Origin of the sequence: Arthrobacter sp. 3Tela_A, assembly GCF_049311025.1 — a bacterium.
GTDB lineage: Bacteria > Actinomycetota > Actinomycetes > Actinomycetales > Micrococcaceae > Arthrobacter_B.
Genome location: NZ_JAXIOM010000003.1, coordinates 38,237 through 56,563 on the forward strand (window position 1 = coordinate 38,237; position 18,327 = coordinate 56,563).

The 18,327-nt window shown below is 65.4% G+C and carries 21 protein-coding genes; 14 read left to right on the forward strand and 7 right to left on the reverse strand.

Annotation, left to right across the window (positions count from 1 at the left end; genetic code table 11):
• Window positions 1-163 precede the first annotated feature (163 nt).
• From TVC13_RS01810 to TVC13_RS01820, 3 genes are all read left to right on the forward strand, one after another.
• Window positions 164-1,261: a 3-deoxy-7-phosphoheptulonate synthase gene (locus TVC13_RS01810; protein ID WP_422399537.1), complete on the forward strand. Its 1,098-nt coding sequence runs from the start codon at window positions 164-166 to the stop codon at window positions 1,259-1,261.
• A gap of 149 nt (window positions 1,262-1,410) precedes the next feature.
• The gene (locus TVC13_RS01815; protein WP_055239164.1) at window positions 1,411-1,623 is read left to right on the forward strand and encodes a helix-turn-helix domain-containing protein; all 213 of its coding nucleotides are present in this window, start codon (window positions 1,411-1,413) and stop codon (window positions 1,621-1,623) included.
• A gap of 188 nt (window positions 1,624-1,811) precedes the next feature.
• Window positions 1,812-1,910 (forward strand): 30S ribosomal protein bS22, encoded by a 99-nt coding sequence (locus TVC13_RS01820; protein ID WP_003792170.1) that lies wholly within the window; start codon window positions 1,812-1,814, stop codon window positions 1,908-1,910.
• Between the two features lie 95 nt (window positions 1,911-2,005).
• On the opposite strand, the gene TVC13_RS01825 is transcribed toward TVC13_RS01820, so the two are convergent.
• The gene (locus TVC13_RS01825; protein WP_422399538.1) at window positions 2,006-2,818 is read right to left on the reverse strand and encodes an HAD family hydrolase; all 813 of its coding nucleotides are present in this window, start codon (window positions 2,816-2,818) and stop codon (window positions 2,006-2,008) included.
• Between the two features lie 66 nt (window positions 2,819-2,884).
• Between TVC13_RS01825 and TVC13_RS01830 the strand changes: the two genes are divergently transcribed.
• Both TVC13_RS01830 and TVC13_RS01835 read left to right on the forward strand, forming a co-directional pair.
• Window positions 2,885-3,142 (forward strand): glutaredoxin family protein, encoded by a 258-nt coding sequence (locus tag TVC13_RS01830; protein WP_422399539.1) that lies wholly within the window; start codon window positions 2,885-2,887, stop codon window positions 3,140-3,142.
• Between the two features lie 124 nt (window positions 3,143-3,266).
• Window positions 3,267-3,977, forward strand: a complete 711-nt coding sequence (locus TVC13_RS01835) for a redox-sensing transcriptional repressor Rex (protein ID WP_422399540.1) — start codon at window positions 3,267-3,269, stop codon at window positions 3,975-3,977.
• A gap of 4 nt (window positions 3,978-3,981) precedes the next feature.
• On the opposite strand, the gene TVC13_RS01840 is transcribed toward TVC13_RS01835, so the two are convergent.
• From TVC13_RS01840 to TVC13_RS01850, 3 genes are all read right to left on the reverse strand, one after another.
• A complete protein-coding gene (locus TVC13_RS01840; protein WP_422399541.1) occupies window positions 3,982-4,386 on the reverse strand; it encodes a hypothetical protein in 405 nt (134 codons plus the stop codon).
• A 690-nt stretch (window positions 4,387-5,076) separates the two neighbouring features.
• Entirely contained in the window at window positions 5,077-5,847 is a 771-nt protein-coding gene (locus tag TVC13_RS01845; RefSeq protein ID WP_422399542.1) for a hypothetical protein, read from the reverse strand.
• 207 nt (window positions 5,848-6,054) lie between these two features.
• Complete coding sequence (locus TVC13_RS01850) at window positions 6,055-6,594, reverse strand: YceI family protein (RefSeq protein WP_422399543.1); 540 nt, start codon at window positions 6,592-6,594, stop codon at window positions 6,055-6,057.
• Window positions 6,595-6,739: 145 nt separating this feature from the next.
• On the opposite strand from TVC13_RS01850, the gene TVC13_RS01855 reads away from it, so the two are divergent.
• The 5 genes from TVC13_RS01855 (at window position 6,740) to ccsB (ending at window position 11,694) form a co-directional block, all read left to right on the forward strand.
• Window positions 6,740-7,402: a histidine phosphatase family protein gene (locus tag TVC13_RS01855; protein ID WP_422399615.1), complete on the forward strand. Its 663-nt coding sequence runs from the start codon at window positions 6,740-6,742 to the stop codon at window positions 7,400-7,402.
• A 95-nt stretch (window positions 7,403-7,497) separates the two neighbouring features.
• Entirely contained in the window at window positions 7,498-8,097 is a 600-nt protein-coding gene (locus TVC13_RS01860; protein WP_422399616.1) for a redoxin domain-containing protein, read from the forward strand.
• 77 nt (window positions 8,098-8,174) lie between these two features.
• A complete protein-coding gene (locus TVC13_RS01865; RefSeq protein WP_422399617.1) occupies window positions 8,175-8,891 on the forward strand; it encodes a cytochrome c biogenesis CcdA family protein in 717 nt (238 codons plus the stop codon).
• A 68-nt stretch (window positions 8,892-8,959) separates the two neighbouring features.
• The gene (gene resB, locus TVC13_RS01870) at window positions 8,960-10,666 is read left to right on the forward strand and encodes a cytochrome c biogenesis protein ResB (RefSeq protein ID WP_422399544.1); all 1,707 of its coding nucleotides are present in this window, start codon (window positions 8,960-8,962) and stop codon (window positions 10,664-10,666) included.
• Window positions 10,666-11,694 carry a c-type cytochrome biogenesis protein CcsB gene (gene ccsB, locus TVC13_RS01875; protein ID WP_422399545.1) on the forward strand — a complete coding sequence of 343 codons (1,029 nt, stop codon included), beginning with the start codon at window positions 10,666-10,668 and terminating at the stop codon, window positions 11,692-11,694. Before resB ends, ccsB begins: the two co-directional genes overlap by 1 nt.
• A gap of 329 nt (window positions 11,695-12,023) precedes the next feature.
• Here the strand turns inward: ccsB and TVC13_RS01880 are convergent, their stop codons facing one another.
• Window positions 12,024-12,401 (reverse strand): PLDc N-terminal domain-containing protein, encoded by a 378-nt coding sequence (locus TVC13_RS01880; RefSeq protein WP_422399546.1) that lies wholly within the window; start codon window positions 12,399-12,401, stop codon window positions 12,024-12,026.
• 124 nt (window positions 12,402-12,525) lie between these two features.
• Here TVC13_RS01880 and TVC13_RS01885 point away from each other — a divergent pair, with 124 nt between their 5' ends.
• The 4 genes from TVC13_RS01885 (at window position 12,526) to TVC13_RS01900 (ending at window position 16,049) form a co-directional block, all read left to right on the forward strand.
• Window positions 12,526-12,834 (forward strand): DUF4229 domain-containing protein, encoded by a 309-nt coding sequence (locus TVC13_RS01885; protein WP_422399547.1) that lies wholly within the window; start codon window positions 12,526-12,528, stop codon window positions 12,832-12,834.
• A gap of 83 nt (window positions 12,835-12,917) precedes the next feature.
• Complete coding sequence (locus TVC13_RS01890; RefSeq protein ID WP_422399548.1) at window positions 12,918-13,979, forward strand: hypothetical protein; 1,062 nt, start codon at window positions 12,918-12,920, stop codon at window positions 13,977-13,979.
• 62 nt (window positions 13,980-14,041) lie between these two features.
• Window positions 14,042-15,373 (forward strand): sensor histidine kinase, encoded by a 1,332-nt coding sequence (locus tag TVC13_RS01895; protein WP_422399549.1) that lies wholly within the window; start codon window positions 14,042-14,044, stop codon window positions 15,371-15,373.
• Complete coding sequence (locus TVC13_RS01900; RefSeq protein WP_422399550.1) at window positions 15,366-16,049, forward strand: response regulator; 684 nt, start codon at window positions 15,366-15,368, stop codon at window positions 16,047-16,049. Before TVC13_RS01895 ends, TVC13_RS01900 begins: the two co-directional genes overlap by 8 nt.
• 62 nt (window positions 16,050-16,111) lie before the next feature.
• On the opposite strand, the gene TVC13_RS01905 is transcribed toward TVC13_RS01900, so the two are convergent.
• Together TVC13_RS01905 and TVC13_RS01910 are read right to left on the reverse strand one after the other, a co-directional pair.
• Window positions 16,112-16,996 (reverse strand): 1,4-dihydroxy-2-naphthoate polyprenyltransferase, encoded by an 885-nt coding sequence (locus TVC13_RS01905; RefSeq protein WP_422399551.1) that lies wholly within the window; start codon window positions 16,994-16,996, stop codon window positions 16,112-16,114.
• A 191-nt stretch (window positions 16,997-17,187) separates the two neighbouring features.
• Window positions 17,188-18,324, reverse strand: a complete 1,137-nt coding sequence (locus TVC13_RS01910) for an AMP-binding protein (protein ID WP_422399552.1) — start codon at window positions 18,322-18,324, stop codon at window positions 17,188-17,190.
• Window positions 18,325-18,327: the final 3 nt, after the last annotated feature.

Consider the following 18,327-nt stretch of genomic DNA (forward strand, 5'->3'; position numbering starts at 1 on the left):
TTGGTATGCGTATTTTTCGTTGGCTCTGGAGGAGCCCGCGCGATAATACGCTGACGCCAACCTTCAGAGCCAACAGGACAGGGATCATTCCCTGTCCTTCGCCATATCCGGCGGGTTCTGAAGACGAGTCCCGCCGGTCCATTCTCAAAACGGATACGGGACCATGAACCTCACCGCCACACAGCACTTCCAGACCACCTCAGACCTTCGCATCAGCGAGTTCCGCCCGCTGCCTGCGCCGGAGCAGCTGCTGGCTGAACTGCCGCTGTCCACGGAACTGGCAGAGACGGTCCGCAGCGGCCGGGAAGCTGTCCGTGCGGTGCTCGACGGCGTTGATGACCGCCTGCTCGTCGTCGTCGGGCCCTGCTCCATCCATGATCCGGACGCCGGCCTTGACTACGCGCGCCGCCTTGCGGCTGCTGCTGAGCAGCACCGGGACGACCTGCTGATCGTGCTGCGGGCGTACTTCGAAAAGCCCCGCACCACGGTGGGCTGGAAGGGTTTGATCAATGATCCGCACCTGGACGGCAGCCACGACATTGAGGCCGGGCTGTACGCCGCCCGGCGGTTCCTGATCGCTGCCGGCGAGCTGGGGCTCCCGGTTGCCACCGAGTTCCTGGAACCCATCAGCCCGCAGTACGTCGCGGACCTGGTCAGCTGGGGAGCCATCGGCGCCCGGACTACCGAAAGCCAGATCCACCGCCAGCTGGCCTCCGGTCTGTCCATGCCCGTGGGCTTCAAGAACGGCACGGACGGGTCGCTCCAGATCGCCCTGGACGCCTGTGCGGCAGCAGCTGCCCCGCAGTCCTTCCTGGGGATCGACGGCGCCGGCCGGGCCTCGATGGTCCGCACCGCCGGGAACCCGGACACACACCTGATCCTGCGCGGCGGAAGCGCCGGACCCAACTACTCCGCCGCCGATGTCGCTGCCGCCTCGCAGGCGCTGGCCGCCCGCGGGCTGAACCCGCGGCTGATTGTTGACGCCAGCCACGCGAACTCCGGAAAGAACCACCACCGGCAGGCTGAAGTGGCCCTTGAACTGGCAGCCCAGCTGGAGTCGGGGACCGCAGGCGCCGGCATCCTGGCCGGCGTCATGCTGGAGAGCTTCCTGGTGGGCGGGGCCCAGGCGCACGACGCCGCTAATCCGGCTCCGCTGGTCTACGGCCAGAGCATCACGGACAAGTGCATGGACTGGGACACCTCCGCAGGGGTGCTGACTGTGCTGGCGCAGGCAGCGCGCAGCCGCCGAAATGCGTCATAAGCGCGACGGTTTGCGGGGAGAAACTTCCACTATGGTTACTCCAGCCACTAGAGTAGAGTGCTAGACGGTCACGAGATGGTCATCAAGGCGACACGCCGCCGGTGTTGTGCAAGGCGCAGGTTGCTTCCGAGCGAAGGAACAAGAGATAAATGGCAGACGAGAGCAATTTCTCGGACGTGCGGTTTCTGACGGTGTCAGAGGTCGCGGATGTCATGCGCGTGTCCAAGATGACCGTTTACCGGCTGGTGCATTCCGGGGAACTCCCGGCAGTCCGCTTCGGACGGTCGTACCGCGTGCCGGAGTCTGCGGTGCAGCAGGTTTTGCGCAACGCCGTCATCGACCGGCAGTCCGGAACGGCTTAGGCACTTCCGGGCCGTAACCTGATTTTGGGGTGCTCCCGGCGCTGTCCATAAAGACAGCGCGGAGGCGGTACCCTGTTAAGGAACGTTTTCATTCTGGCTAGTAACTGCCGGAACCGATGCTGGCGGGCCACGAGGCCTGGCGGAAGCGGGGACCGGCATGGCTCCTAATTCAAGTTTGTGAGGACTCTGTGGGTTCAGTAATCAAGAAGCGCCGCAAGCGTATGGCCAAGAAGAAGCACCGTAAGCTGCTTCGTAAGACCCGCCACCAGCGCCGTAACAAGAAGTAAATTCTTCTTCTTAGCTGCCGCCGAAGCCCGCCGTCCGTAGCCGGACATGGCGGGCTTCCGCTTTTTAACGCCGGGCCGCTGACGCAGGGCAGGTGCTAGCGGGAGCGGACCCAGGAGAAGCCGCGCCACAGCCCGTAGGCTGCCCCGGCGAATGAGGCCGTTTTCAGGCCCAGCGTGGCTGCACGCCGGCCCGAGCGGAAATCGTAGACGGGCCAGTTGTGGTCCCGGGCATGGCGGCGCAGCCGGGCATCCGGGTTGATGGCAACGGGGTGTCCCACCATGCTGAGCAGCGGGACGTCGTTGTAGGAATCGCTGTACGCCCAGCAGCGTTCCAGGTCCAGGCCCTCCTGGTCGGCCAGTTCCTTCACGCCGGCTGCCTTCGCCGGTCCGTGCAGGAATTCGCCGACCAGCCGCCCGGTGTAGAGGCCGTCCGTGACTTCGCTGACCGTGCCCAGGGCTCCGGTGAGAGATAGCCTGCTGGCAATCACGGAGGCGACTTCGACCGGTGTGCCGGTAACCAGCCAGACTGGCCGGCCGGCTTTCAGGTGCTGCTCGGTGAGCGCGCGCGTACCCGGCCAGATCTTCGAGACGATCATCTCGTCATAGACTTCCTCGCCCAGGATCCGCACGTCTTCGGCGGCCAGCCCGGTGGCGAACGCCAGGGCGGCGTCGCGGACGCTGTGCACGTCCTTCAGGTTCTCGCCCTGCAGCATAAAGCGAAGCTGCTTGACGGCGAATCCGGCGGCCTCACGCAGTGTGAAGACCTTCTTCTGGTACATCTTCCGGCCCACATGGAACAGGCTCGCGCCGCGCATAAGCGTGTTGTCGACGTCGAAAAATGCTGCTTCTCCCGGGTGCCCTGCCGCGGCCGGAGAATCGGCGGCACGGACGAGCGTGGGACGGGGCATGGAAGAAGTCTATAGAAAAACCTCACCGGAACGCTGATGCGCAGCGCGGAGACTAAGTTGGAAGTCATGAACGATACTTCCGCCCGCGTACCCGAACTGCTGCTGCTGACCCGCCCGGGATGCCACCTGTGCCAGGCGGCCCGTGACGTGCTGGACCGGGTGTCCGCGGATCTCGGCGTTCCCTGGCAGGAACGTTCAATCGAAGATGACCCCCAGCTGCAGGAACGTTTCGCGGAAGAGATCCCCGTCCTGATGATTGACGGCGTGCAGCGGGACTTCTGGCAGATCGACGAAGCCCGGCTGCGCCGCCTGCTGGCCGCGTAACCAGACGCTCAACACACTTGGTGGGGGAGCGGGCGCGTCCTAAAGTGGGAAACCTGCCGGACCGTCAGGTCTTCGCAGGAACCGTGCCGCAGCCCAGTAGCAGACGAAAGTTGCAGAAGTGAGTATGCCGGAGGAACCAGACGCAGCTGGTCCTGTCGCGTCTGCGCACGGGCGGCATATACCGCCGGCATCCCTGGCGCGGCTGACCGTTTACCTGAGGGTCCTGGGCACCATGCTCACCGAGGGCATCGAGAGGGTTTCCTCCGAAGAGCTTGCGGAAGCTGCGGGGGTGAACTCGCCCAAACTGCGCAAGGACCTGTCCTACCTGGGCTCCTACGGGACCCGCGGTGTGGGATATGACGTGCCGTATCTCAGCGGCCAGATCTCAGCCGCCCTGGGCCTGACCCTGGACTGGCGGGTAGCCATTGTGGGGGCTGGGCATCTGGGACGGGCCCTGGCCGGCTATTCCGGTTTTGGTTCCAGGGGATTCGAAGTGGTGGCGCTGTTCGACGCCGACCCGCTGGCCGTAGGGCGGGAAGTCGGGTGGCTGCGGATCAGCCCGGTGCAGTCACTGGAAGCTGTCCTGGAAAAGACCCGGGCCAACATGGCCGTCCTGGCCGTGCCCGCCGAAGCTGCCCAGGACATGTGCACCCGCCTGGTTGATGCCGGCATCACGTCAATCCTCAGCTTCGCTCCGGTAGTGCTGCAGGCTCCTCCCGAAGTCCAGATCCGCAAAGTGGACATGGCCACCGAGCTGCAGATCCTGGCCTACCACGCGCAGCGCGCCCAGGTTGCCGCCCTCGCGACGGATGCCCAGGCGCGCCTGCTGCGCTGATCTTCTAACCGGTCCTGCCGCCGTGCGTGGCCAGGTACCGGTTGCTGGAGGGCAGGAACAGCAGCCCGGTTCCGAGTGCCGTTATCAGGGCCGCCGCCACGTGCGGGAATGATCCGTCCCGGAAACCGAAGAACAGGCCGGCGGCAACCAGCACGCATACCCCAGCCCGGGCCCAGTTCCTGCCGTCACGGATGAGGGAAGCCAGGAGCAGGAAAATGCCGAAGGCCACGGCTGCAACGGCAACGTCCGCTATCCGGGCCAGGGAGAGGATCATGTCCGCCGGAACGCCAAGCTCCTGCAGCTGGATGGCTGCCGGCGGCGCCGGGCGCAGGGGATCGAAGGCTGCGCGCAGGCTGGCCACCAGATGCAGTGCGCCGGCTGCCAGGATGATCAGTGCCGCGGCATTCACAGCAAGGGGCGCCCGCCGCCTGGTCCTGCGGTCCGAGATCCGCGGCGGCTGCTGTGCCGCAGTCGGCGGCGATGGCGAACGGTCCGGGCGCGGCGGGGCTTTGGCAGCCGGGCGCGGCTGTACCGGCGGCTTAAGCGCCGCCGCTGATCCCGAGCCTGAACTCGCCGGGACGGAGTCCGGTTTCGCTTCGCCGGACCCGGACGGTGCCGCCGGCGCTTCCGGCGCTTCCGGCGGAGCCTTTCGCTGCGGTTCGGCGGCGGCAGGTGCTGAGAGTGCCAGCTGAATGACAGCGTCGGGAAAACGGGGCCAGCTCAGCAGGCGTCCGCCAATGCGCGCCAGGCCAGAGGGAGCCGCCGCCGGGTGTGAGGCCGTCTGCCGCGCCGCTCCCGCCGGGGCCCGGGCCCCCGGCAGGAATGTCTTCCTGCGGCGCCCGGCGGAAGCCGTGGTGCAGGAGGCGGTTTGCGAGGGAATTGATGCCAGCTCCGGAGGAGCGGGGCGTTGCGCCGGGAGTCCTCATAGCCGTTGCCGCCTTCACAAGACCGGGTGATGGAAACCGCCCGGATCCCGAAAGGAGCCCGGCGGAGACTCAACGCTACGCGTCACGGACCAGGCTGTGACCTGTGCCGGCCGGAACCTGTATCCGGAGGTCGCAGATTTCCCTCCGCGGGGTCCGGTGCCGTCTCCGTGGCCCTAATAGGTGCGGTACGGATTGAACTCGCGGCGCTGGAAGTAGGGGATGCTGGGCCGCAGATAGAGCATGACGATTCCGGCGATGCCGGCCAGCGAGGACAGGATGGAAAGCCAGCCGATCAGGGAGAGCACGTAGACGGGGAAGGAGACCAGCAGTCCAACAAGGGAGAAGGCAGCGAATACCGTGCCGAGGATCCGCGCCCAGTTGTGTCCCTTGAGGATGAACCAGGCAATGAGTACGTAGATGCCCAGTCCAATGATGCTCAGGACTACCGAGAACCACACGATGAAGCCGCCGGCATCCTGGACATCAACGTTCGCGTCCCGCAGTGAATTGATCTGGTCACTGGTCAGGACGTCCGGGATCCGGAAGGAGGTCACCAGGTTGTTGATGAGGGAAAGCACGCCTGCCGCGATGATCAGCCAGAAGCCGATCACGACTTCCCGCGGTGCCGGTCCTTTGGCCTGGCCCGGTCCCGCCGGGGAGCCGGGGTAGCTGTAGCCGGAAGGCTGGGCCGGCTGGTAGCCGTAGGACTGGCCGTACTGGCCCTGCGCATATTGGCCCTGCCCGTACTGACCACCTGCCGGCTCGCTTCCCTGCACCGGGTGCTGGCCGGGCTCCGGCGGAATCTGCGGCTGGCCCGGCTGACCCGGCTGACCGGATGGCTGTCCGTACTGGCCATAGCGCGGTTCCGGACGCTGTTCCGGCCCGCCGTCACCAGGTACGGGATTGCCGTTGTCCCGGGGTTCAGGAACGTTGGGAGTGCTCATTTGGGCCCGCCTGCCGTCTGGAGTGGCCTGCCGGGAGAGCCTCCGGCAGGGCAGATAACCCATCTGCGAAGTCGGAAGCCAGTCTAGTCCTCCGCCCGCCGCACCACACCGGACGCGGGCTTTTCCGGGCCGGGAAGAGTCCTTAACGAGCAGCAGGTCCGGAGCGCTTCGCAGCGCCCCGGGCCTGCCGTCATGCCCAGCGGGTCATTAGGCCTTGACGAAGGCAACGTCCACGTTGATGGTGACCTTGTCACCAACCAGGACACCGCCGGTCTCCAGGGCAGCGTTCCAGGTCAGGCCGAATTCCTTGCGGCTGATGGCCGTTGTGCCGGCGAAGCCGGCGCGGGTGGCGCCGAAGGGGTCAACGGCAACACCGTTGAACTCGACGTCGAGCGTCACCGGGCGGGTGGTTCCCTTGATGGTCAGGTCGCCGGTGAGCTTGTAGGTTTCCCCGGAGCCTTCAATGCCGGTGGCGGTGAAGCGCAGTTCGGGGAACTGCTCGACGTCGAAGAAGTCGGCGCCCTTGACGTGTGCGTCGCGGTTGGCGTCGTTCGAGTTGAAGGATGCGGCGTCAATCTCGGCGCTGATCTTGGAGTCGCTGAGGTCCTGGCCAACTTCCAGCACGGCGTTCACCTTGTCGAAGTTGCCGCGGACCTTGCTGATGCCTGCGTGGCGGACGGTGAAGCCAACCTCGCTGTGCGAAGAGTCGAGGTTCCAGGTGCCTGCGGTGAGACCGGAGGGGATCATGTTTTTCTCCTTGGGTAAGTCGGTGGCAGACCGTTCGCCGCACCACCAGTAGATGCATTTGCATTCACTATTACACACAATGGTCAAAGGTTCAAGTGATTGTGAAGATTTAATCTTCCCCGGCGTGTCTGCGAGACTGGGAGGCATGTCCCGCGCCTCGATCCACCTCGTTCGTCATGGTGAAGTCTTCAATCCGGATGGCATTCTCTACGGCCGGCTTCCGGAGTTCCATCTCTCGGACCTCGGCCGGGAAATGGCAGACCGGGTAGCTCAGCACTTCCAGGAACGCCGCAGCGACGGCGCGAAGCTGGTGTACCTGGTTGCCTCACCGCTGACCCGGGCCCAGGAGACCGCGGCTCCGATCTCCCGCGCACTCGGAGTGGAAGCCGTCACGGATGAGCGGATCCTTGAGGCGGAGAACCGTTTCGAAGGGCTGCCCGGCGTGAAGCGGCAGCTGCGCAATCCCAGGTACTGGCCCCTGCTGCGCAATCCAATGAAGCCCTCGTGGGGTGAACCGTATGCGCAGCAGGTGGAGAGGGTCATGGCAGCAGTGCACGATGCCCGCATCCGGGCCCTGGAACTGGGTGGCAGCGGAGCTGAAGCTGTACTGGTCAGCCATCAGCTGCCCATCTGGGTCACCAGGCTCGCTGCCGAAGGGCGCAGGCTCTGGCATGATCCCCGCAGCCGTGAGTGCACGCTCACCTCGGTGACCACTTTGGACTTCAACGACATGGAACTGACCGGCGTCCGCTACGCCGAGCCTTCCGCCGATCTTCTGCCCGGGGCAGCAAACCTGCCGGGCGCATAATACAATTACTACGCGTTGTAGAAGTGGCCGCCCCCTGCCGCGATGAAAGCTGGATCTCCGTGAAGAAACCCGAAAGCGAAACACAGCCTGCTGCCATGCACCGCAGGTCCTTCCTGCGGCTTGGTGCCGGACTGGCAGTTGGCGTGCCGCTGGCGGCCGCCCTGGCGGGTTGCTCGGCGGATGATCCGCTGGCTGAACAGGCCAAGGCCGGAGACAACAAGAACTACATTGCCGGTGACGGTTCCGTCACTGAGTACGCACCATCCGAGCGCGGCGAACCGGTCCGGCTGACCGGAACCCTCTTTGACGGCACTGAAGTCAGCGCTGCCGACTGGGCCGGCGACGTCGTCGTCCTGAACTTCTGGTACGCCGCCTGTGCGCCCTGCCGGAAGGAAGCGCCGGATCTGGTGGAACTGCATGACACCTATGCCCCGGAGGGCGCACGCTTCTACGGCGTGAACATCCGGGACGAAGCCAAGACCGCCGAGGCGTTCGAGCGCAACTTCGCCATTCCCTACCCCAGCTTCGAGGACCGCAACGGGGGAGTGCTGCTGGCCATGACCAGCTTCGTGCCGCCGCAGGCCGTTCCCACCACGCTGGTCCTTGACCGCGAGGGCCGGGTTGCTGCACGCATCCTGGGCCTGGCCGACAAGGGAACCCTGAAGACCCTCATCGCCGACGCGCTGGCCGCGTAGCCGACGTGCCGCCCGTGCTTCCCGCTGCCGCCGTGCCGGCAGCCAACGTCTTCGCCGAAACGATCCTGAACGGGTCGATGCTTCTGGCGATTCCCGTTGCCGTGCTGGCCGGGCTGGTTTCCTTCCTGTCCCCGTGTGTGCTGCCGCTTGTGCCGGGCTACCTGGGCTACGTCACCGGCCTGACCGGAATCGATTTGCAGAAGCAGCGCCGCGGACGGATGTTCACCGGAATTGCCCTGTTTGTGCTGGGCTTCTCAGTGGTCTTCGTGGCCATCGGTGCCGGAATCGGTCAGCTGGGCTCCTGGCTGCGAGGCGCCGAGCAGGCGTGGATCCAGCAGGTGCTGGGTGCGCTGATCATCCTCCTGGGCATCATTTTTATGGGTGGCCTGTCCTGGTTCCAGCGTGACCGCAAGATTGAGGCCCGCCCACCGGCCGGGCTCTGGGGTGCTCCGCTGCTGGGCGTCACCTTCGGGCTGGGCTGGGCTCCATGTCTGGGCCCCACGCTTTCCGCCGTGCAGCTGCTCTCCTTCTCCGGCGACGACGCCTCCGCGGCGAAGGGTGCGCTGCTCACCTTCGTATACTGCCTTGGCCTTGGGCTTCCCTTCCTGCTGATCGCGCTCGGCTTCCGGCGCGGCATGGGTGCCTTGGGCTTCTTCCGCCGCCACCGCGTTGCGCTGCAGCGTTTCGGCGGCGGCATGCTGATCGCCCTTGGCCTGCTGATGGTCACCGGCGTCTGGAACCTCTGGATCAACCAGCTCCAGGGCTGGCTGGACAGCGTGACCCTGCCCATCTGATGAATACACCTCCGAACCCGTCCCCAGAGAACAATGAGAACCAGTTGAAACCTGAACCGGACAGCGAAATGACGCAACAGCCGCCCGCGGACAGCAAGGGCACCAAAGCTGAGAACGACGTCGCGCTTCCCGCCCTGGGACTGCGCGGCACCCTGCGCTGGGCGTGGACACAGCTCACCAGCATGCGCACCGCTCTCTTCCTGCTGCTGCTGCTCGCCGTGGCAGCGGTGCCCGGCTCGCTGTTTCCCCAGCGCCCGGCCAACCCCGGGGCCGTCACCCAGTACATCCAGGACAACCCGGGCTCCGGACCCTGGCTGGACCGCTTCCAGCTCTTCGACGTGTACTCCTCGGTCTGGTTCTCCGCGATCTACCTGCTGCTGTTCATCTCCCTGATCGGCTGCGTCATTCCCCGCGCCAAGGTGCATTGGAAGGCCCTGCGCTCCAAGCCGCCCCGGACCCCCACCAAGCTCTCCCGCCTGCCCGAATACGGCACGATGGCGGTGCCCGCCGGTACGGGGCTGACCGCCTCGCAGGCTGCCCGCGACGCTGAGGCAATTCTCCGGAAGCGGGGTTACCGGGTGGAGGCGCGGGACCTGGACGGCGACCGTCCGTCCGTCGGCGCCGAGCGCGGTTTCGCCAAGGAAACCGGCAACCTCGTCTTCCACGTCTCCCTGATCGGTGTCCTGGCGTCCGTTGCCGTGGGCGGTCTGCTGGGCTACAACGGCCAGCGGATCGTGGTGGAAGGGGACACCTTCGTGAACACGCTGGTGGGGTACGACACCTTTACGCCCGGCACCAACTTCTCCGAGTCCCAGCTGAGCCCCTACTCGCTGACACTGGATGACTTCGATGTCACCTTCGACCGGCAGCCCAACGGCAACGTCCAGCCGCTGGACTTTAATGCCGAAGTCACGGTGCAGGAAGACCCGGATGAGGAACCGCGCAAAGAAACCCTGAAAGTCAACGAACCGCTGAACATCGGCGGCACCAAGGTCTATCTGGTCGGCAACGGCTACGCACCGGTTGTCACCGTGCGCGACGGCGAGGGCGAGATCGCCTTCCAGGGCCCGGTGGTGGGTGTTCCCACCGATGGTGTGTACACCTCGCTGATGGTCATCAAAGCGCCAGATGCCAAGCCGGACCAGCTCGGTTTTGTTGGGTTCTTCCTGCCCACGGCCATGCTGGATTCAAACGGAGTCTCCTTCTCAGGCGACCCCGACCCGGTCAATCCGCAGCTGAACCTGAACTCCTACTACGGTGACCTGGGCCTGGACGGCGGCGTGCCGTCCAACGTCTTTGTCCTGGACACCGATGACCTTACCGAGCTGAACAACCGCGACCTGGATTCCGGCGGCATTGTCCTGGGCATGAACCAGAGCTATGACCTGCCGGAAGGCAAGGGCTCCATCAGTTTCGACGGACTGCTGCGCTACGCGGCGCTGGACGTCCACTACGATCCGGCCAAGACAGCGGTGGGAATCTTCGCGGCGCTCAGCCTCGCCGGGCTCTCCGCGTCCCTCTTTATCGCCCGCCGGCGTGTTTGGGTTCGTACCGGAACGGCCGAGGATGGCCGCATAATGGTCGAGTACGGATTGCTGGCCCGCGGCGAAGATCCGCGGCTGGTAACTGAGGGTGCAGCACTGCGGACCCTGCTTGAAAAGAAGTGGCTGGCGGACGCCCCCGCCGCAACCCCAGCGGAAGGCCCGGAAACCCTGGCCGATGCATCAGTGACCGGCAGCACCGGACGCACGGAAGAAAAAGGTAAGGACTCCTAATGCCCTCCATCGACTACCAGCTCGCGGAATACAGCGACCTTTTTATGCTGCTGGCGGCGTTCACCTACACGGTCGCGCTGCTTGCCTTCGCCTGGGATCTGGCCAAGAGCAGCAAGACGCTGAAGGCCATTGACCAGAAGGCAGCAGTCCAGTCCGCTCCGAAGGTCATGGCGACTGCGGGAGCCCCGTCCGGACCGGCGGACTCCAACCGCCAGTGGAACACCGGCGAAGCCGTAACCGCCGACGACGCGATGGGTTACACGGGCGCCCGCCGCAACGCAGCCCGCGTCGCCGTCGCCCTCACCGCACTGGCCACGCTCATCCATGCAGCCGCAGTGGTGGCCCGGGGACTGGCCGCACACCGCGTGCCGTGGGGCAACATGTACGAGTTCTGCACCACCGGAGCCCTGGTGGTCTCGGTGGTCTTCCTGCTGGTGCTGCTGCGCCGCGATCTCAGGTTCCTGGGCACCTTCGTGGTTGGCCTGGTGCTGATCATGATGATGGCGGCCACCATCGGTTTCCCCACCCCGGTTGGGCACCTGATCCCCGCGCTGCAGAGCTACTGGCTGATCATCCATGTCTCTGTTGCGGTTATTGCCTCGGCCCTGTTCACCCTGACCTTTGCCATGTCGGTGCTGCAGCTGCTGCAGGCTGACCGCGAGGCCAAGGCCCGTGCCGGCGCGAAGGAACGCTTCGCGTTCCTGAAGATCGTTCCCTCGGCACAGTCCCTGGAGAACTTCTCCTACCGCATCAACGCCGTTGCCTTTGTGCTCTGGACCTTCACCCTGATGGCCGGCGCTGTCTGGGCAGAGCAGGCCTGGGGCCGTTACTGGGGCTGGGACACCAAGGAAGTCTGGACCTTCGTGATCTGGGTTGTCTACGCCGGCTACCTGCACGCACGTGCCACCCGCGGCTGGACCGGTACCCGTGCCGCCTGGCTCTCGATCGTTGGCTACCTCTGCGTGGTCTTCAACTTCACGATCGTCAACGTCTACTTCGCCGGCCTGCACTCCTACTCGGGCGTCTAGGCCCTACCGCTTCAAGGCCCCGCTCCGGCTTCTGCCGGGGCGGGGTTTTTGCTGTTTCGGTGGGGTGCGGCTTGGGGCGGGAGCCGGGGCGTGTGAGGGCGGGTTGGCCGGGAGCGCTCCGGTTTGGGAGATCCCTGCCACTTTGGGTCTTTCCTGCCGCGGCGCCGCGGAGGAATGTCCCGAACCGGCAGGAATGTCCCCAAGAGCAGGGAAAAGTGTCCCAAACCGGAAGGAATCTCCCGGCTGTGGCGCGGCAGGGTAGCCGCAGGGACAAGAAAAGCCCCATTCCGAAATTGATCCGGAACGGGGCTTCCCACGTGAAGCTTCGGTTAGCTGCTGCTGGGCTTCTCGTCGTCGTTCTGCTTTGAACGCTTCTCGCGGTCGGCGATTTCCTGCTCGCGGCGCTTGAGCTCTTCTTCCTTCGCCTTCTGCCGGCGGCGGATCTCCAGATTGCGGAGGAACTCGGGGTCATCATCCGGAGCGGTGGGGTGCCGCGGGGCACGGGGCTTGGGCTCTGGCCCGTGGCCCGGACGCCCAAAGAGGAACCACAGGATCGCGCCGAGCACAGGCAGCAGCACGATCACGGCGATCCAAAAGGGTTTGGAGATGCTCCGCACTTCATGGGCCCGGGACATAAGGCAGTCGATGACGGCGTAGATGATGACAGCTGCGACGACGATGACGCTGAGAAGTACGATGCGGGGCATTCCCCCAGTGTAGTGGAGCCAGCTGAAGGCGGCCTGAATAGTTTCCAAAGGCACCTAATTGAGGGTTTACGGTCCAAGGAGCAAGCTGGGAGAGGCTTTCAGGCCGTACCCGTAGAATGGGCACGTGGCTTTCTGGAAATTTACCGCTCTCCGCCTTGGACTGGTGGCCGTCTTCTTCGTTGCAGGTATCTACCTGCAGCTTGGGCTGGTGCTCTCTGCCATCGTCTCTGCCGTCCTGGCCTGGTGCGTCACGTACCTGTTCTTCCGGGACATGCGCGACGCCGCTGCCGTAGGCCTGCAGAGCCGCTTCAGCGAAAAGACGCCGCCGTCGCGCAACCGGGCTGAGCTGGATGACTCCGCAGCCGAGGACTCCCTGCACGACGCCAATCCGGACGTCACAATCGACGCCGACCGCAAACCCCGCGAGAGCTGACGCCGGTCCCTCCCGCCGTGCCTGTTAGGGTCGACGGACAATCTTGACCGGCATCGTGAGTCGGGTGAGCAGCGGGGGAGCGCATGGGGAGTACCGAACTTAGGAACCGTTCAGAGCAGGTCGAGAGCACCTACAACCGGCGCTGGCTAATTGGTCTTGTAACCGGACTCTTCGCACTCGGCCTTGCTGCGGCGGCCTGGATGGCGACAGCTGCAAGCCGCCTGCCGGAACCGATGGCAAGCCACTGGGGCCCGAACGGCGTAGACGGCTACATGTCCGTCTGGGGCAACGCAGGTATTGCCGTGTTCGTCGGCGGAGGCAGTGGAGCGCTCATTTCCGGATTGTCCGTCCTGACCCGCGGCTATTCGGCTTGTACTGCTCGGCTCGGGGTTGGCTTCGGAGTCGGTTTCGGACTGCTCATAACCGGGTTGGCGGTGGCTGTCGCCGCAGGCCAGCTCGATCTGGCAGACGCCTCACAGGCGGAGATCTCCGGTCCGGTGATGTGGGCGTCCGCCGTCGTAGGCTGCATTGCCGGCGGCCTCTGCGGCTGGCTCTACCGCCCCGCGGACGTGGACCGGACGCCCAGCCCGGATACCCAGGCAGCCGATGCGGCAGCAGCCGGCGAGGATTCATCCCTGGCCGCCGATGCGCGCCGGAACGCTGCCAGCAGGGAAAGCCTGGCCATCAAGGTCTCAATGGGTCCGGTCAGCTGGCTGCTCAGCCTGGGCACCGGAGCGGTGGTCGCCCTGAGCCTGGTCTTTATCCATCCGGCGCTGGCCCTGCTGGGACTTCCCGCCGCCGCTCTGCTGTGGATCTTCTGCTCGGGAACCGTGGTGGTTGACGACGCCGGGACCCGGGTTCTGGCGGGCGGGTTCTGGAAGCTGATGCCGCTTTCCCACAAGCAGGTTCGGTCAGCGTCCGTTGAGGACATCCAGGCGATGGACTTTGGCGGCTGGGGGTACCGGATCAGCGGGGCCGGCACGGGCTTCATCATGCGCAGCGGTCCGGCTCTGGTCCTGACGGCAGGGAACAAACAGCGGTTTGTGTTCTCAATGCCTGACGCCGAGACAGCCGCCCGTGCCTGCGCCCTGGTAAACGCGTACCGGACTGGCTTGCGGGATGAATCCCGTCCACCTGCGGACTGAGATTCGGGTGTGAGAGGTGTTCACGGGAATTCAGGGCACATGTCGTCGCTAGTGTGGCTGGCATGAGATCCCTCCTTACCAAGGCACGGCGCTGGGTTGCCTCTGCTGCAGCCGCCGTCTTTTTCATTTTGTGGTGTGTGGCAGAGGCCGGCCGTATGGGGCCGGTTATGGGCATCGTGCCGATGTACTGGCCGGGCACCGTTCCGCTAGTGATCATGACGACGGTAATCGCCGTCGCCATCCGGTGGCCGGTATTGTCCCTGAGCCTTACCGGAGTGCTCCTGCTCGGCCAGCTCCTGCACGTCGTTCCGCCCATGCACTCCAATCACTGGGCTATCTATATCGGTTCCTTCATCTCGCTCGGACTGATCGCGTGGACCGCTACGCGGCGGATCCGGATTATCGCCTTCACAGTGAACGCCGTTTTTGCGGCTGTCATGGCGTTTATGATGCTTTCCTGGCGTTACGGGAATGGCGTGGGCTGGTTTCCGCAGCTCTATTCCGGGGACAGGTTTACGCTCAGTGCGTTCGGGCCCCAGCTGTTTGCCCTTTTCCTGCTGATTGCGGCCGGGTGTTTCGCCGTCGGACTCGTCCTGGCGCTGGCCGAAGAACGGGGGAGTCTGTTCCAGGCCCGGGAACTGGCGCAGTCAAAGCTGAAGGACAGGGAAGTGGACCTCATTGTTGAGCAGGAACGGACACGTATTTCCCGGGACCTGCATGACGTGCTGGCACATTCACTGGCGGTCATCGCTGCGCAGGCCGACGGCGCCCGGTACTCGGTGAAGAACCAGCCGGAGCCTGTCCTCAAGGCACTGGAGGCGATTGCCGGTTCCGCAAGGAGTGCACTGGTTGATGCACAGCGGGTCATCGAGGGTGTGGAGGACGAAGGCATGACGGCGCCGCAGCCTCAGGTAAAGGACATTGCCAACCTGATCGCCGGCATGCGCAGCAGCCTGGACATAAGAGACAGCGTTTCCGGTGAGCCCGTGGACCTTTCCAGCGGCCAGCAGGTAGCGGTGTACCGGATTGTGCAGGAATGCCTGACCAATGCCTTGAAGCATGGCGGGCGTGGAACTGCAGTGCGGCTGCACTTTGACTGGAGTGGTCCGGGCCTGACGCTGCATGCGGCGTCAGATCTGCCGCAGCGTACCCGTCAGGAGGAACCGGACTCCACCCGTCACGGTCGCGGCATCCCCGGTATGCGGGAGCGGGCTCACATGGCGGGCGGCTGGCTCACTGCTGGACCCGACGGCGAGACATTCCGGGTGACCGTCTTCGTGCCGTACGGGACATTGGAAGGCAGAAACCCCGGTGCCGGGGACCAGGCCAAAGAGCCCGCAGGTCTGGCGACAACAGTTGGCGGCTTTTCGGTAAAGGCCATTGGGAATGCGTGAACCAGATGCGCGGATCTCCGTCGCCCTCGTCGACGATCAGCCGTTGTTCCTTGCAGGCATCCGTATGCTCATCGACAGCCAGAAGGACATGGCCTTCTGCTGGCAGGCGGGCGATGGGAGGGAAGCGGTTGAACTGTCCTCGGAGCAGCGCCCCGACGTCATGCTGATGGACCTCCGGATGCCTGTTATGGACGGGGTGGAAGCCACTCGCCGGATTATTGCGGCAGCCGACGGCGCCGGAACTGAACCGCCGCGGATCATCGCGCTGACAACCTTCAACCGGGACCAGGCCGTGGTGCAGGCTGTCCAGGCCGGCGCCAGCGGGTATCTGCTCAAGAGCGCTGAACCAGAGTTCCTTCTGGCCGCCGTCCGGACAGTGCATTCTGGCTATTCCGTGATCGCGCCCGGATCCATCCACTCCCTGTTCGATCACGCCGCCCGCAACGCCCCGGCGCGGGAACCGGACCTGGCCGTCCTCGAGGTCCTCTCGGCCCGGGAACGCGACGTGTTCCTGTTGGCGGGAAAGGGCCTGAGCAACGGGGAGATGGCACAGAACCTCTTCGTCTCAGAGGCCACTGTAAAAACGCATCTGCGCAGCGTCCTGGACAAACTTCAGCTGCGCACCCGGATCCAGCTGGTGTCCTTTGCCCACGAGCGCCGTCTGCTGGGGAGCTGAGGCGGCCGCCGCGAACCGGCAACCAGCCGGGCCCCGCAGATCCGGGGGAGTGCGCGTCGAAGCTAGGCCAGCATCCGGGTCAGCACCAGCGCCAGGCCGTAGATCACGCTGAAGCCAAGGTTGATCAGGCCGGTCTGCTTTAGCACCGGAATCAGGCTGCGGCGCTTCTTGCCTTTGAGCATAAGCCAGCTCGGCATCAGGCACGCAGGCAGCAGCAGCAGGACCAGCAGGACCCAGGGATAGTCGCCCACGAGCAGCAGCGGAAGCAGCAGTGCCAGTGCCAGCATCATCACGTAACTGATGCGGGCGGCGTCGTCGCCCAGGCGGACCGCCAGGGTGCGCTTGCCCGACTCGCGGTCGGTGGGGATGTCCCTTACGTTGTTGGCCATCAGCAGGGCGGTGGCGATCAGCCCGGTGGAGACTGCGCCGATCCACGCGGCGGCATTCACCTGGCCGGCCTGCGTGTAGGTGGTGCCCAGCGTGGCAACGAGGCCAAAGAAGACAAAAACAAAAACGTCCCCCAGGCCCAGGTACCCGTAAGGGTTCCGGCCCCCGGTGTAGCCCCAGGCTGCTGCGATGCAGCCCACGCCTACCAGCAGGAGGAACCAGGCCTGGGAGAGGATTACCAGCGCAAGGCCGGCCGCCATGGCCAGGCCAAAGCAGAGGAATGCCGCGTACTTCACCGATTTGGCAGGTGCGGCACCGGAGCCGGTAAGCCGCAGCGGGCCAACCCTGTTGTCATCCGTGCCGCGCACGCCGTCGGAGTAGTCATTCGCGTAGTTCACGCCCACCTGCAGCAGGATCGCCACCACAGCAGCAAGCACTGCATTGAGCCAGCGGAAGCCGCCCAGGTCGAACGCCGCCGCGGAACCGATAATCACCGGAGCAACCGCCATCGGGAGTGTCCGGGGGCGTGCCCCCTCGAACCATTGCGCCGCTGTGGCCACAGTCAATTCCTTCTATGTTGGCTTAGTGCTGATGCTCTCCGGCAGGAACCGCACCTGCCGGGCAGCTTCATTCTCCCGCACCTCCGCCGGGAGCGCGAAAACGCCCCTCCGCGCGCCGAGATAGCAGAAAGTGCACGTCTCAGCGCTGAGACGTGCACTTTCTGTCATCTCGATGAGAGAACAGGGCAGTCCTAACCGCGGGCGGCAGCCAGCAGCTGGCGGACAGCAAGCCGGTCGGTCTTGCCGCCGGGCAGGAGGGGCAGCCGCTCAAGCTCCACCACGACCTTGGGCACGGCAGGTGCACCCAGTGCGGAGCGGACGGCGCTGCGCAGCTTGCCCGTATCCACGGAGCCGACGACGACGATGCCCACCACGGCGCCCCACTCCGGGTCCTCGAGGCCCATGGCCACGGCCTGGTGCACCTCGGGAAGCTGCTCAGCCGCAGCGGCTACCGCGGCACCGGAGACTTTCACGCCGCCGGTGACGATCACGTCGTCTAGCCGGCCGGACACCGAGACAATCCCGTCCGCAGCTACCGAGCCGGTGTCATCCGTGCGGAACCAGCGCTTGCCGGAGTGGAACGCAAACCGCTCAGCGCTCAGCTCAGGAGCACCCAGATATCCGTCGGCCAGCATGTCCCCGGCAATCCAGAGCCGGCCCTCGTGTTCCTGGACCTCGACGCCGGGAAGCGGAACGCCGTCGTACACGCAGCCGCCCGCCGTTTCGCTCATGCCGTAGGTGCGCACCACGTTCAGCCCGAACTCCTTCGCCCGCGCCAGCAGTGCCGGGCTGGCAGCCGCGCCGCCGAGCAGGATGGTGTCGAACCGGCGCAGCACGGCGAGTGTGTCCGGAGCCGGATCGGTGAGCAGCCGGTGCAGCTGGGTGGGCACCAGCGAGGTGAGCCGGGTCCGGTCGGTCATGGCCTGGGCGGCAGTGGTGAATGCATCGGGGCTGAAAGGTGCTCCGGTGTCCATCAGTACCGGTTCAGTTCCGGCGTAGAGGGACCGCACCAGCACCTGGACCCCGGCAATGTAGTGGACCGGCAGCGCCAGCAGCCACTGTCCGTCCCTGCCCAGATGCATTGCGGTGGCCATGGAAGACGCCGCCAACGCATCGGTGCTGAGCATGGTCTGCTTGGGTGTGCCGGTGGATCCCGAGGTGCTGATAACCAGCGCGACGTCGTCATTGGGCAGTTCACCGGTGAAGGTCTGCGCCGGGTCGGCGTGCGGGGCGACGGCGGGTCCTTCCCCGGCCAGCGCCGCAGCCAGCGGCGGCAGCAGGTCTCCGGCGTTGTAGCCGGACGGGGTGTGGACGGGAAGCAGTTCCATGAC